12 protein-coding genes are annotated in these 14,626 nt (G+C 57.0%); 6 read left to right on the forward strand and 6 right to left on the reverse strand.

The annotated features are described in order from the left end of the window. Positions 1–18 precede the first annotated feature (18 nt). On the forward strand, positions 19–1,290 hold the full coding sequence (locus tag BM373_RS15850) for a DUF445 domain-containing protein (RefSeq protein ID WP_090463342.1): 1,272 nt from the start codon (positions 19–21) through the stop codon (positions 1,288–1,290). Between the two features lie 47 nt (positions 1,291–1,337). Here the strand turns inward: BM373_RS15850 and hldE are convergent, their stop codons facing one another. From hldE to BM373_RS15865, 3 genes are read right to left on the reverse strand one after another with little or no spacing between them, the layout of a single operon-like run. Then, on the reverse strand, positions 1,338–2,768 hold the full coding sequence (gene hldE, locus BM373_RS15855; RefSeq protein ID WP_090463345.1) for a bifunctional D-glycero-beta-D-manno-heptose-7-phosphate kinase/D-glycero-beta-D-manno-heptose 1-phosphate adenylyltransferase HldE: 1,431 nt from the start codon (positions 2,766–2,768) through the stop codon (positions 1,338–1,340). Between the two features lie 53 nt (positions 2,769–2,821). Continuing rightward, complete coding sequence (gene glnE / locus BM373_RS15860) at positions 2,822–5,665, reverse strand: bifunctional [glutamate--ammonia ligase]-adenylyl-L-tyrosine phosphorylase/[glutamate--ammonia-ligase] adenylyltransferase (protein WP_090463348.1); 2,844 nt, start codon at positions 5,663–5,665, stop codon at positions 2,822–2,824. 21 nt (positions 5,666–5,686) lie between these two features. Then, entirely contained in the window at positions 5,687–6,988 is a 1,302-nt protein-coding gene (locus BM373_RS15865; protein ID WP_090463351.1) for a CYTH domain-containing protein, read from the reverse strand. 238 nt (positions 6,989–7,226) lie between these two features. On the opposite strand from BM373_RS15865, the gene BM373_RS15870 reads away from it, so the two are divergent. Together BM373_RS15870 and BM373_RS15875 are read left to right on the forward strand one after the other, a co-directional pair. After that, complete coding sequence (locus BM373_RS15870; RefSeq protein ID WP_090463875.1) at positions 7,227–7,847, forward strand: TIGR04211 family SH3 domain-containing protein; 621 nt, start codon at positions 7,227–7,229, stop codon at positions 7,845–7,847. Positions 7,848–7,911: 64 nt separating this feature from the next. Next, on the forward strand, positions 7,912–9,153 hold the full coding sequence (locus BM373_RS15875; protein WP_090463354.1) for a multifunctional CCA addition/repair protein: 1,242 nt from the start codon (positions 7,912–7,914) through the stop codon (positions 9,151–9,153). Between the two features lie 10 nt (positions 9,154–9,163). Here BM373_RS15875 and bacA read toward each other — a convergent pair whose 3' ends face one another. Next, positions 9,164–9,982 carry an undecaprenyl-diphosphate phosphatase gene (gene bacA / locus BM373_RS15880; RefSeq protein WP_090463357.1) on the reverse strand — a complete coding sequence of 273 codons (819 nt, stop codon included), beginning with the start codon at positions 9,980–9,982 and terminating at the stop codon, positions 9,164–9,166. Positions 9,983–10,087: 105 nt separating this feature from the next. Beyond that, positions 10,088–10,456, reverse strand: coding sequence for a bifunctional dihydroneopterin aldolase/7,8-dihydroneopterin epimerase (folB, locus tag BM373_RS15885; protein ID WP_090463360.1), 369 nt, complete (start codon positions 10,454–10,456; stop codon positions 10,088–10,090). Positions 10,457–10,563: 107 nt separating this feature from the next. Here folB and plsY point away from each other — a divergent pair, with 107 nt between their 5' ends. Further along, positions 10,564–11,187: a glycerol-3-phosphate 1-O-acyltransferase PlsY gene (gene plsY, locus BM373_RS15890; protein ID WP_090463362.1), complete on the forward strand. Its 624-nt coding sequence runs from the start codon at positions 10,564–10,566 to the stop codon at positions 11,185–11,187. A 43-nt stretch (positions 11,188–11,230) separates the two neighbouring features. Here plsY and tsaD read toward each other — a convergent pair whose 3' ends face one another. Continuing rightward, complete coding sequence (gene tsaD / locus BM373_RS15895) at positions 11,231–12,244, reverse strand: tRNA (adenosine(37)-N6)-threonylcarbamoyltransferase complex transferase subunit TsaD (RefSeq protein WP_090463365.1); 1,014 nt, start codon at positions 12,242–12,244, stop codon at positions 11,231–11,233. A 236-nt stretch (positions 12,245–12,480) separates the two neighbouring features. Between tsaD and rpsU the strand changes: the two genes are divergently transcribed. Further along, positions 12,481–12,696, forward strand: a complete 216-nt coding sequence (gene rpsU / locus BM373_RS15905; RefSeq protein WP_001144069.1) for a 30S ribosomal protein S21 — start codon at positions 12,481–12,483, stop codon at positions 12,694–12,696. Between the two features lie 116 nt (positions 12,697–12,812). Next, positions 12,813–14,558: a DNA primase gene (dnaG, locus tag BM373_RS15910; RefSeq protein WP_090463373.1), complete on the forward strand. Its 1,746-nt coding sequence runs from the start codon at positions 12,813–12,815 to the stop codon at positions 14,556–14,558. The last annotated feature ends 68 nt before the right edge of the window (positions 14,559–14,626 follow it).

Here is a 14,626-nt window from a genome sequence, read left to right on the forward strand (position 1 = left end):
GCGATCTATGCTTAGGCCATGGAAAAACTCGCTGAACTCAAGCGCGCCAAGCGCCTCGCCCTGTTGCTGCTGCTGATTGCTGCGGCGACTTTTGTGACCACGCTTTTTCTGCCGCCGAACATTTGGGTGAGCGGTGTGAAGGCCGTTGCCGAGGCGGCGATGGTCGGTGCGCTGGCTGACTGGTTCGCAGTTGTTGCGCTGTTTCGCCGCGTGCCTTTGCCCTTTATCTCGCGTCATACGGCGATTATCCCGCGCAATAAAGACCGGATTGGCGACAATCTTGGGGTGTTCGTGCAGGAGAAGTTTCTTGATACCCAGTCGTTAGTCGATCTGATCCGCCGTCATGAACCGGCGCTGATGATCGGCACCTGGTTTAGCCAGCCCGAGAACGCCAGGCGCGTGGGGCAGCATATGTTGCAGGTAATGAGCGGCTTTCTTGATCTCACCGACGATGCGCGCATTCAGAAGCTGCTCAAGCGCGCAGTGCATAAAGCCATCGATAAAGTCGATCTCAGCGGTACCACCGCCTTAATCCTCGAAAGTCTCACCAAAAATAACCGCCATCAGGTGCTGCTGGACACGCTGATCGCCCAGCTTGTGACGCTGCTCGGACGGGAAAGCACCCGGCAGTTTATCGCCATGCAGGTAGTGCGCTGGCTGAAGGCTGAGCATCCGCGCAAAGCCATGCTGTTGCCGACCGAATGGCTGGGGGAGCACAGTGCGGAACTGGTGGCCAGCGCGGTGAATTCCCTGCTCGAAGACATCAGCCAGGATGAGGCGCATCAGATCCGTCAGGCTTTCGATCGGGCCACGCTGAAACTCATCGACAGGCTGAAAAACGATCCTGAGATGGCAGCAAAAGCGGAAAGCACGAAGGCGTATATCAAAGAAGATGAAGCCTTTAACCGCTATCTGGCCGAACTGTGGGGCGATCTGCGTAACTGGTTAAAAGTGGATATGCAAAGCGATGACTCCCGCGTGATGAAGCGGATCACCGAAGCGGGATTGTGGTTCGGCGAAACGCTGGTGGCCGATAATGCCCTGCGTACCTCGCTTAATCAGCATCTGGAGCAGGCCGCGCGTAACGTTGCGCCGGAGTTCGCCCAGTTCTTAACCCGCCACATCAGCGATACGGTAAAAAGCTGGGATGCGAAAGAGATGTCGCAGCAGATCGAGTTGAATATCGGGAAGGATTTGCAGTTTATCCGTATCAACGGCACCCTGGTGGGCGGTACCATCGGGCTGGTGCTGTTTCTGCTTTCGCAGATACCGGGATGGATAAATTATTGAGGCTGTGTTGCCCGGCAAGCCTGTGCCGCCGGGCAACATGATGCGATTTACTGGCTGTCTTTCTGGATCTTTTTGATGATGTTAGTGGTTGAACAGCCATCTTCAAAGTTCAGCACCATCACCTCGCCGCCGTTGGCCCAGACCTCTTTACTCCCGGCGATATCTTCCGCTTTGTAATCGCCGCCTTTCACCAGCAGATCCGGCAGGATCCCGGCAATCAGGCGCTGCGGAGTGTCCTCTTCAAAAGAAACCACCCAGTCCACGGCTTCCAGCGCGCCGAGCACAATCATGCGCTGTTCCAGCGGGTTCACCGGGCGCGTTTCGCCCTTGAGACGTTTAGTGGAAGCGTCGCTGTTGACCGCCACAATCAGGCGATCGCCGAGCTTACGAGCGTTTGCCAGATAAGAGACGTGGCCCGCGTGGAGAATGTCGAACACGCCGTTGGTCATCACCACTTTCTCGCCGCGCTTACGCGCTGCCGCTACCGCCTGCTTCAGTTCGTCTTCGCTCATCACGCCGAAGCCAGTTTCTGAGCGTCCGCGCACTGCGTTTTCCAGCTCGATAGGTGAGACGGTGGAAGTACCCAGTTTGCCCACCACCACGCCTGCGGCGGCGTTAGCAAAATAGCAGGCTTCTTCCAGCGAATTGCCCGCAGCCAGCGTCGCCGCCAGCACGCCAATCACCGTATCCCCGGCCCCGGTCACGTCATACACTTCCTGCGCCTGCGTCGGCATGTGCAGCGGCGCTTTGCCCGGCTGGAGCAGCGTCATGCCCTGCTCGGAACGGGTGACCAGCAGCGCGGAAAAGTCAAAATCGGCGATGATTTTCATGCCGCGTTCAACGATCTCTTCTTCGTTTTTGCACTTGCCCGCCACCGCTTCAAATTCTGACAGGTTTGGCGTTAACAGCGTTGCGCCGCGATAACGCTCAAAATCGGTGCCTTTCGGGTCGATCAGCACAGGAACGCCTGCTTTGCGGGCGATCTGAATCATGGTCTGTACGGTGGTCAGCGCGCCTTTAGCGTAGTCGGAGAGCACCAGCGCGCCCACGTTGCCGAGCGCCTGACTGATGCGCTCGTGCAGCGGCTCAGGATCGACGCCCTCAAACCCTTCTTCGAAATCGAGGCGGATCAACTGCTGGTTACGCGACAGCACGCGCAGTTTGGTGATGGTCGGGTGCGTCGGCACCGAAACGAAGTCGCACTTCACGTTGACGTCGGCCAGCGTTTTACTGAGCGCGCGTGCGGCATCGTCAATCCCGGTCAGTCCCACCAGGCGCGACGTGGCCCCCAGAGAAGCGATGTTCATCGCCACGTTTGCCGCGCCGCCAGGACGTTCTTCGATGGTATCGACTTTCACCACCGGCACCGGGGCTTCGGGGGAAATACGGCTGGTAGGGCCGTACCAGTAGCGATCCAACATCACGTCACCCACGACCATGACACCAGCACGTTCAAACTCTGGCAGCGTTACTTTCATTCCGGACTCCAGAAAATTTCAAAAATTTGCGCGCGATAATAGCACACTGGCCGTCAAGCGCACGGTTCCACCAGCCACTTCTGCCAGCTTGCGCTGACCTGGCGGCGTTCGTTTTCAAAACAGGTTTGCGCCACGTGACCGGGCTGCTCCTGCAACGCCAGGTGATGCAGTTCATCGCGCAGCGTCGTGTAGGCCTGCTTCAGCGCCTGCGCTTCCTGCTCATCCATGATGTCGTTTTGCGCCAGCAACTCCAGGATGCGCACGTTATCTGACCAGCGCGTCAGCTTCGGCTTGACGCGGGCATGGTGCAGCACCAGATACTGCGCGATAAATTCGATATCGGTAATCCCGCCCGCGTCGGCTTTGAGATCGAAACGATCGCGGTGCTTGTTACCGAGATGGGCGCGCATTTTCTCGCGCATTTCGCGCACTTCCGTTTGCAGCGTGGTGCCGTCGCGCGGGGTCATTAAGATGTCGCGGCGAATGGCGTCAAACGCCGTTTTTAACTGGGGATCGCCGTACACCACGCGGGCGCGCACCAGCGCCTGATGCTCCCACGTCCAGGCTTCGTTTTGCTGATAATCCGCAAAGGCCTCAGCGGTGGTCACCAGCATTCCCGCCGCGCCCGATGGACGCAGGCGCGCATCCACTTCATACAAAATGCCCGACGACGTGCGGGTGCTGAACAGGTGCATGATGCGCTGGGCGAGGCGCAGGTAGAACTGGCGGCCGTCAATTTCGCGCTCGCCGTCGGTCATCACGTCTGCCGGGCAGTCGTGCAAAAACACCAGATCGAGATCGGAACTGTAGCCCAGTTCCCAGCCGCCCAGTTTGCCGTAGCCGACGACCGCAAAGCCGCGCCCGTCGCGGTCGCTAAGGTGCGTCGGCTGCCCGTAACGCGCCACCATTTGCGTCCACGCCTGCTGGACCACAGCGTCGATAATCGCTTCCGCCAGCCAGGTTAAGTGATCGCTCACTTTCATCACCGGCAGCGTTCCGGCAATATCTGCCGCCGCCACGCGCAGCAGTTGCGCCTGCTTGAACTGGCGCAGCGCCTCCAGTTGTTGCTCTTCATCCTCTTCTGGCACGCGCAGTAAATACTGGCGCAGTTCGTCGCGGTAGGCGTCCATCGCCGTCGGCTGGTAGAGCGTATTAGGGTCGAGCAGTTCATCCAGCAGCAGCGGGTAACGCGCAAGCTGGCTGGCGACCATCGGTGATGCGGCGCAGAGGGAAATCAAATGCTTAAGCGCGCCGGGGAATTCGCTTAACAGTTCCAGGTAGGTGGTGCGGGTGACGATGCCGGTTAACAGCGGCGTCAGGCGCGACAGCGGTACCGGCGCGTCATCGCGCACGCAGACGATGCTGAGCAGGTGCGGCATCAGGTGATCAAGCACCTGGCGACCGCGCGGGCCGATGGTGCGCCGGTCCAGCTCTTTGCGGAAATCGGCAATCAGCGCAACGACCCGCTGCCGATCGGCATCTGAGAGATGCGCCAGCACCGGCGTGGTGTCATCTTCCGAGAGCGCATCCTGCCACAGCTCGCGCCAGTGTTCGGAAAGCTGCTCGTCAGGCGAGGCCGCCTCATCGTCGCCAATCAGTTCGTTAAAGACGCGGCGCACGCCGGACATGTGCGCGTCAAGCTGGTCGGTCAGCGCCTGCCAGTCCTCCACGCCCATGCCCCATGCCAGCCGCGCGCGGTTCAGATCGTCACCGGGCAGCGTCTGGGTCTGTTCGTCATTGATGCTTTGCAGCAGGTTTTCCAGGCGGCGCAGGTAAAGATAGGCGTCGTGCAGAAGCGGGGCATCGCCTTCCGGCAGCAGGTGGAGCTGGTCGATGGCCGTAAGCGTCGGCAGCAGCGAGCGCGATTGCAGCGACGGCTCGCGTCCGCCACGAATCAACTGGAAGACCTGCACGATAAATTCGATTTCGCGGATCCCGCCCGCGCCGAGTTTGATGTTGTCTTTCAGCCCCCGGCGGCGCACTTCGCGGGCGATCATGCCTTTCATGTTGCGCAGCGACTGGATCACGCTGAAGTCGATATAACGGCGGAAAACAAACGGCCGCAGCATGGCGCGCAGTTCGCGAGCGTAGGTGCCGTCGTTGTCGCCCATGATCCGCGCTTTTACCATCGCGTAACGTTCCCAGTCGCGCCCCTGCTCCTGGTAGTAATCTTCCAGCGCGGCAAAGCTCAGCACCAGCGGCCCGCTGTCGCCAAACGGCCGCAGACGCATATCGACGCGGTAAACAAAGCCGTCCTGCGTCGGCTGGTCGAGAACTTTGATCAGCCGCTGGCCGAGGCGGGTAAAGAACTGGGCGTTGTCGAGTTCGCGGCGACCGCCACGGGTGGCTCCGTGCTCCGGCCAGGCAAAAATCAGGTCGATATCGGAGGAGAAATTCAGCTCGCCGCCGCCCAGTTTGCCCATCCCCAGGATCAGCATCGGCTGCGGCGTCCCGTCCGGAGCTGCCGGGGTGCCCCATTCGCGGCAACAGGCGTCATACAGCCAGTCACGCGCCGCCACGATCAGCGTTTCCGCCAGTTGGCTGAGCTGCTGCAACGTCTCCTCTTCCGGCACCAGCGACAGGGTCTGCATCCAGGCGATGCGCACCATCATCCGGCGGCGGAACAGGCGCAGCGCGCGCATCAGCGCCGCTTCGTCGTGCACGTCGGCCAGTTCAGCCTGCAACCAGCCGGCGTAATGCTGCCACTCCCGGGCCTGCGGCTGCTCGCGCTCAAGCGTCTCCAGCCACTGCGGGTGCGCAATCACGCTGTCACGCACAAAATCACTAAAAGTGAGCACTGACTGCGCCTGGGGACTTAGCGCCTGAGCATTCAGTGCTTCCGGCAGACGTTCAACCACCGTCTGCCAGTGCTGCTGTAAGGACGAAGAGAGCGGCATCCGAAGTATCCTTAGCCTGAGTTATCGTTTTCCGCTGTGCAGCCAGAAGGGTTCCTGCATGTTGGCTTCGTTACGGAAATGTTCAATTTCAATGCGCTGGCCGGTTTTAATGGCGTGATGCAGCCCCTGCCAGTTCTCCAGCCAGGCCTGCGCCTGCACCGCGTTATAGTGGCCCGACAGCAGTAACACGCTGTCGATATTGCGCGCCAGGCGCGGCAACTGATCGGCATAACGTTCACCCAGCGGGTGCTCAAAGGTCGTGCGCAAATCGGCGGCGTGGCGCGAAAGATGGGTATCGGCAAAACGTTTGAACGAGTCGTTGATTTTGCCCTGCGCTTTTTCATCGAGGAACGGACGCCAGCCGCGCGTCACCAGCCATTCGGTCAGCGCCAGTTTCGCCATCGCGGTTTCCGTGCTGTAGACCGCGGTTTCTGCAGAAACGGCCGAGGTAATAGTGGCTTCAGAAAGCGTCAGTAAATCACGTAAGCGAGCACTCGCTTTGCGGGGAACGATGCCGCCGAACAGGGCGAGTGCGTGGCGCACCAGCGCAATAGCGCGCATCACGTCCTCTTTCGCCGCCTTGTTGCCGCGCACCCACAGCTCTTCGTGGTACTGCCACTGGGCGAGCGCCAGTTCCAGCGACGCCTCCAGCCCCTGTTCGACAGTGGCTTTTGGCGGAACGGGCAGAATAGTGGTGGGCTTGCTATGGCGCGGTGCGTTGCCCGCCGCCAGATGGTAGCCGCGCGCAGCCTTGCTCAGGCTGCCCTGGCGCAGGCCGTTTTGCGTCACAAGCTGGCGCGCCAGCTTTAAGATATCGTCGCGCTCGCCGTCAAGCAGCTCCAGTTCCAGTTCGCAGATCGGCTCTTCAAATTCTCCGGCCTTGACGTCACCGCGATCGAGGGCGATTTCAATTCGGCTTTTGCCGAGGTTCACCAGCCATTTTTCGCGCTGGAAATTGGTGCTGAACAGCGGGCTGACGCGGGCTGCGAGGTCTGCAGGCAATCCGCCTTCCGGCCAGACTTCTTCTGGCAAACGCGCCAGATCCAGCTCAGGTTTTTCCAGATCGATATTGTATTCCGGGCGCTGATGCAAACCGCCTACCGTGCGGCCCGCGATCTTCATCGTCATTTCATAGCGGTCGTTGGTGCCGCGAATGCGCAGTCCCATGTCGTGTCCGCGCAGCCATTTGTCCGGCGTTTCGTAGTAAATATTGGTCAGTTGCACCACATCGTGGTGCTCGTCGGTCAGTGTATGCAGATGAGCACGCAGCGCCTCGACGCTCTGCGGATTGACAATAAACTTCAATTCGATTTCTTGAGCCATGGTTTTGTACTTATGGTTATGTCGCAACAATGAAATTTTCCGCGAACTTACGCGATGTCTGTGTGTCAGTAGATAATATTTTGCGCCAAATTGCCATTCCGCGAGGAGGCTGGCGCGGTCAAAAATTCAGAGGTAGCCAGTCCGACCCGGATGATTCCGATTGATAGCGAATACTTTGCGTCGTCAGACTGATGCCATTACTATCGTCCCCTTTTACTATGACAATAACGACTGCCTGATGCCTAAATTACGCCTGATTGGACTGACTTTACTTGCACTAAGCGCAACCACCGTGGCCCATGCCGAAGAGAAACGCTACGTTTCTGACGAACTCAGCACCTGGGTGCGTAGCGGCCCGGGTGATAATTATCGCCTCGTGGGTACAGTGAATGCCGGTGAGGAAGTCGCGTTGCTGCAAACGGACAGCAACACAAATTACGCCCAGGTGCGCGACAGCAGCGGCCGCACCGCATGGATCCCGTTAAAAGAACTGAATACCGATCCCAGCCTGCGCACCCGCGTGCCGGATCTGGAAAACCAGGTCAAAACCCTGACCGATAAGCTCACCAATATCGACACCACCTGGAATCAGCGCACGTCAGATATGCAGCAGAAAGTCGCCCAGAGCGACAGCGTTATCAACGGCCTGAAACAGGAAAATCAGAAACTTAAAAACGAACTGATTGTGGCGCAAAAGAAAGTTGATGCCGCCAATCTGCAACTGGATGACAAACAGCGCTCCATTATCATGCAGTGGTTTATGTATGGCGGCGGCGTGCTGGGTGCCGGTCTGGTGCTCGGTCTGGTGTTACCGCATATGATCCCAAGCCGTAAGCGCAAAGACCGCTGGATGAGCTGATCCTGATTCGCCATCTTCCCCGGAGTTACGTATCATTAGATAAGTTAACTGATGGGGATGTGGCGTGAAGAATTATCTGGTCGGTGGTGCAGTTCGGGATGCGTTGTTAGGGCTACCGGTTAAAGATAAAGACTGGGTTGTGGTAGGCGCGACGCCTTCGCAGATGCTTGAGGCGGGCTACCAGCAGGTTGGCCGTGATTTTCCGGTGTTTCTTCACCCGAAGACGCGCGAAGAGTACGCGCTGGCGCGCACCGAACGAAAATCCGGCTTCGGCTATACCGGGTTTTCCTGCTATGCCGCGCCGGACGTTACGCTGGAGCAGGATTTACTGCGCCGCGATCTGACGATCAATGCGCTGGCGCAGAATGATGACGGCAACGTTATCGATCCGTACAACGGCCTTGCCGATCTTAAAAAACGCCTTTTACGCCATGTCTCCCCGGCCTTTAGCGAAGATCCCCTGCGCGTGCTGCGCGTCGCCCGTTTTGCTGCCCGCTATGCTCACCTGAGTTTTCGCATTGCCGATGAAACCATGGCGCTTATGCGCGAGATGACGGCGGCGGGCGAACTGGCGCATCTCACGCCGGAACGCGTATGGAAAGAAACCGAAAACGCGCTCGGCTGCCGCAATCCACAGGTCTATTTTATGGTGCTGCGTGAGTGCGGCGCGCTGAAAGTGCTGTTCCCGGAGATCGACGTCCTGTTTGGCGTCCCTGCCCCGGCAAAATGGCACCCGGAAATCGACACCGGTATTCATACGCTGATGACCGTCTCGATGGCGGCGATGTTAAGCCCGGATATCGACGTGCGCTTCGCCACCCTCTGTCACGATCTCGGCAAAGGCTTAACGCCGAAAGAGATGTGGCCGCGCCATCACGGACACGGGCCTGCGGGCGTGAAGCTGGTGAGTCGTCTCTGCGAGCGCCTGCGGGTGCCGAATGACATCCGCGATCTGGCAAAACTGGTGGCGGAATACCATGACCTGATCCACACCTTCCCGATCCTCAAACCACAGACCATCGTTAAGCTGTTTGACGCCATTGACGCGTGGCGCAAGCCGCAGCGCGTTGAGCAAATCGCCCTGACCAGCGAAGCTGATGTGCGCGGGCGCACGACGTTTGAAGCCTGTGATTATCCGCAGGGGCGTTTACTACGCGAAGCGTGGGACGTGGCGAAAACGGTCAGTAATAAAGAGGTGGTGGACGCGGGCTTCCGTGGGCCGGAGATCCGTGACGAACTGACGCGGCGGCGCATTGCAGCGGTGGCACTCTGGAAGGAACAGCGTTGCCCTCAGCCCAAAGACTGAGGGCCTTCGCTTAGAAGAACACGACGTAAACGGCTGCCGCGACGATAAAACGATAGATGGCGAACGGAATAAACGAGATCCGCTTAATCAGTTGCAGGAAGGTTTTGATCGCCACCAACGCCACCAGGAATGCGGTGACAAAGCCGACGGCAAACATCGGGAAATCTGCCGCCGTCAGGAAGTGGTAGCTTTTATAGAGATCGAGCGCGGTGGCCCCCATCATCATCGGCACCGCCAGCAGGAACGAGAACTCCGACGCCGCATAGCGACTTACGCCCATCAGCATCCCACCGGAAATGGTCGCCCCTGAGCGGGAAAAGCCCGGCCACAGCGCGAGACACTGGAAGCAGCCAATCATAAACGCCTGGCGGTAGGTCATATCATCCAGACCTGGCGCGCGCGGCTCTTTCGGCTTTAAGCACTCGGCGGCAATCAGCAGGAAACCGCCCACCACCAGCGCATACATCACGTTAATCGGGTTAAACAGCGACTTAATCGCATCGTGGAACAGCAGCCCCAGCACCACGGCGGGGATCATCCCCAGAATGATGTGCAGCAGTGTCAGACGGCCTTTCCCTTCGCCTTCATGCTGCGGGCGGCCAAAGTGAATGCCGATCAAACCGAACAGGCGACGCCAGAACATCACCACCACGGCGAGAATCGACCCTAACTGGATCACCACCTCAAACGTTTTCGCGGTTTCGCCTTCAAATCCAAGCAGATGCCCGACAATAATCATATGACCGGTACTGGAGACCGGCAGAAATTCAGTCAATCCTTCGACGACACCCAAAATCGCTGCAATCAGCAGGGAGTGCATATCGCTCATCAAATAAACCCCTAAAAAGACAAAAAAACGGTCTGCTATCAAACGAAGGCGCTAAAGCCCTGACATCAGACCGGTATACTGACATTTGGTTTAATAATTATGAATTTATATGTTTCTTTTCAGATTATTGCCACGCTCAATAATAACCCCCACGTTTACCGCCCTGGCAACGGCTCCGGGTTTGCTGAGTTTTATGCGCACCCACGGTGAGTTAAACCGGCTTAACAACAGCTCTGCGACCTCTTCTGCCACCCGCTCAACCAGCGCAAAACGCTGGCCTTCGACATGGCTAATAACGGTTTCGGCGATGTCGGCGTAGCTCAGGCAATCTTTCACATCATCGCTTTTCGCCGCGGCCTTGTTGTCCCATGCCATTTCGATATCGAACATTAATTTCTGTTCGATGGTTTGCTCCCAGTCGTACACCCCGATAGTGGTGATTACCGAAAGTTGCTCTATAAATACAATGTCCATCACGCCCCACCCGCTTTTTGGCTAACCTGGATATCACTTTCAAAAAATTATGCGTATTATCCACGGATGCTGAGAATAAAACGACATTTTCAAAACGGAACAGCGTTATGAGTGCAATCGCGCCTGGAATGATCCTCCTCGCGTACCTTTGCGGCTCAATCTCCAGCGCCATTCTGGTCTGCCGCCTCGCGGGTCTGCCCGATCCCCGCGAGAGTGGTTCCGGCAATCCCGGAGCGACCAACGTATTGCGAATTGGCGGCAAAGGAGCAGCCGTAACGGTACTGATCTTTGACGTATTAAAAGGCATGCTGCCCGTCTGGGGCGCGTATGCGTTAGGGATCACCCCTTTCTGGCTCGGGCTTATCGCGATTGCAGCCTGTCTCGGTCATATCTGGCCTGTTTTCTTTCACTTCCAGGGCGGTAAAGGCGTTGCCACGGCGTTTGGGGCGATTGCGCCGATCGGCTGGGATCTGACGGGCGTGATGGCGGGTACTTGGCTGTTAACCGTGCTGTTAAGCGGTTATTCATCGCTCGGGGCCATTGTCAGCGCACTGATCGCGCCGTTTTATGTCTGGTGGTTCAAACCGCAGTTTACCTTCCCCGTCGCCATGCTCTCCTGTCTGATTTTGCTGCGTCATCACGACAACATTCAGCGCTTATGGCGCAGGCAGGAAACTAAAATTTGGGCGAAGCTCAGAAAGAAACGGGAAAGGGATAACGACGGGGAGTAGTTTCAAAGCCGGATAACGCAAAACGGTCATCCGGCCCTTGCCATCACGCTGCCGGTAATTCTGCCAGCGGCCAGCGCGGACGTACCGACACGCTCAGATCTGCCGTCGTTCCGACCTTCAGACGCACCATGCCCGCATAGGCAATCATTGCGCCGTTATCGGTGCAGAATTCCGGGCGGGCGTAAAACACTTCGCCGCGGCGTTTTTGCATCATCTCTGCCAGTTTCGCGCGCAGCGTGCGGTTTGCGCTCACCCCACCCGCCATGACCAGACGCTTAAAGCCGGTCTGATCCAGCGCGCGCTTGCATTTGATCATCAGCGTATCGACCACCGCATCCTCAAAGGCGCGGGCGATATCGGCGCGGGTTTGATCGTCATCACCATTGTTGCGAATTGTATTCGCCGCAAAGGTTTTCAGACCAGAGAAGCTGAAATCCAGCCCCGGACGATCGGTCATCGGACGCGGGAAGACAAAGCGCCCTTCCGTGCCCTGAGAAGCCATTTTCGACAGCATCGGCCCGCCGGGGTAATCCAGGCCCAGCAGCTTGGCGGTTTTGTCGAAGGCTTCACCGGCAGCGTCATCAATAGATTCGCCCAGCAGTTCATAGTGGCCGATACCAGTCACGCTGATAAGCTGCGTGTGGCCGCCGGAGACCAGCAGCGCGACAAACGGAAATTCCGGCGGATTGTCTTCTAACATCGGGGCCAGCAGGTGCCCTTCCATATGATGCACGGCAATGGCCGGGACATCCCAGGCAAACGCCAGGGAACGACCAATCGTTGCCCCCACCAGCAGCGCGCCGACAAGCCCTGGGCCTGCGGTATAAGCTACCGCGTCGATCTCTTTCGCACTTAATCCGGCTTCTTTAAGCGCTGCCTGGATCAGCGGCACGGTTTTACGCACATGATCGCGCGACGCCAGTTCCGGCACCACGCCGCCGTAGTCAGCATGTAACTTCACCTGACTATACAATTGGTTGGCTAAAAGCCCTTTTTCATCATCGTAAATGGCGATGCCGGTTTCATCGCAGGATGTTTCAATACCCAGTACACGCATGGCGGTTTTACCCTCTTTTCAATCCGCGCAGTGTAGGGCGAATGGCCCTGGTTGTAAAACTTTGCTCACCCCGTGAAGTCACTTCGTGTATACTCGTCCCCCTTACAAAAGTCCCTTGCAAAAAGGGTAGCGGTGCTTTACAAAGCAGCATCAATTGCAGTAAAATTCCGCACCATTTTGAAATAAGCTGGCGTTGATGCCAGCGGCAAACCGATTTAATCAAAGGTGAGAGGCACATGCCGGTAATTAAAGTACGTGAAAACGAGCCGTTCGACGTAGCTCTGCGTCGCTTCAAGCGTTCCTGTGAGAAAGCAGGTGTTCTGGCGGAAGTTCGTCGTCGTGAGTTCTATGAAAAACCGACTACAGAACGTAAACGCGCCAAAGCTTCCGCTGTGAAACGTCACGCGAAGAAACTGGCTCGCGAAAACGCACGCCGTACTCGTCTGTACTAATTCTTTGAGGGCTTATGCTCTCAAGTTGCAGACCGGGTTGTAGTTGTAAGGCCGTGCTTCCGAAAGGAATGCGCGGCTTATTTTCGTTTATAAGTTATCAAAAATAAACGGGGCTTATGGCTGGACGAATCCCACGCGTTTTCATCAATGACTTGCTGGCGCGCACCGACATCGTCGATCTTGTCGATGCACGGGTAAAGCTCAAAAAGCAGGGCAAGAACTTTCACGCGTGTTGTCCATTCCATAACGAAAAAACCCCCTCTTTCACCGTGAACGGTGAGAAACAGTTTTACCATTGCTTCGGCTGTGGCGCGCACGGTAATGCCATCGACTTTTTAATGAATTACGACAAGCTCGAATTCGTTGAAACCGTGGAAGAACTGGCAGCCATGCATAACCTGGAAATCCCGTATGAATCGGGAACCGGTCTTAGCCAGATAGAGCGCCATCAACGGCAAAACCTCTATCAGTTGATGGAGGGGTTAAACGATTTTTATCAGAAATCGTTAAGCCAGCCTTCTGCAGAACCTGCCCGTCAATATCTGGAAAAACGCGGCCTGAGCGCTGAGGTTGTAGAGCGCTTCGCTATCGGATTTGCCCCGCCTGGCTGGGATAACGCCTTAAAACGTTTCGGCGGCAATAACGATAACAGAAAGCTGCTGCTGGATGCCGGCATGCTGGTCAACAACGACCAGGGCAGAACGTACGACCGTTTTCGTAATCGGGTGATGTTCCCGATCCGCGATAAACGCAGCCGGGTAATTGGCTTTGGTGGTCGCGTACTGGGTAACGATACGCCGAAATACCTTAACTCTCCGGAAACTGACATTTTCCATAAAGGCCGCCAGCTCTATGGCCTTTATGAAGCACAGTTGCACAACGCTGAACCGCAACGTTTGCTGGTTGTTGAAGGCTATATGGATGTGGTCGCCCTGGCGCAGTACGGCATTAATTACGCTGTCGCCTCACTGGGTACATCGACTACGGCTGACCACATGCATATGCTGTTCCGCGCGACAAACAATGTGATCTGCTGTTATGACGGCGATCGGGCCGGTCGCGACGCCGCCTGGCGTGCGCTTGAAACCGCCATGCCGTACATGACAGACGGTCGCCAGCTACGCTTTATGTTTCTTCCTGATGGCGAAGATCCCGATACGCTGGTGCGTAAAGAGGGCAAAGAGGCGTTTGAAGCACGTATGGAACATGCTCAGCCGCTTTCAACGTTTTTGTTTAACAGCCTCCTGCCGCAGGTTGATCTGAGTTCGCCCGATGGCAGCACGCAGTTAGCCGCATTAGCGTTACCGCTTATCAGTCAGGTGCCAGGCGATGCTCACCGCATTCAGCTTCGCCAGACGCTCGGGTTAAAACTGGGCATTTTTGATGACGGTCAGCTCGATCGTTTAATGCCGAAAAAGGCAGAAAGCGGCGCGGTGCGCCCGGCTCAACAGCTAAAACGCACAACCATGCGTATACTGATAGGATTGCTGGTCCAAAATCCGGAACTGGCTCCCTTAGTCCCACCGCTGGGTGGACTAAGCCCTGAGAAGCTGCCCGGACTTGGCTTATTTGCAGAACTGGTCAACACTTGTCTGTCACAGCCAGGTCTGACCACCGGTCAGCTTTTAGAGCAATATCGTGGCACAAATGAAGCCGCTACCCTTGAAAAGCTGTCCATGTGGGACGATATAGCTGATAAGGACATTGCAGAAAAAACGTTCACTGATGCACTCAGTCATATGTTTGATTCGATGCTTAAGCTGCGACAGGAAGAGTTAATCGCCCGGGATCGCACCCATGGCTTAAGCAGCGAAGAACGCCGGGAGCTCTGGACACTGAACCAGGCTCTGGCCAAAAAATGAATTTAACGGCTTAAGTGCCGAATATCGATCGGGACGATCCCGACAGCCGCACTGAGGGGCGCGGCAAT

The organism is Enterobacter sp. kpr-6 (genome assembly GCF_900116015.1).
GTDB lineage: Bacteria > Pseudomonadota > Gammaproteobacteria > Enterobacterales > Enterobacteriaceae > Enterobacter_D.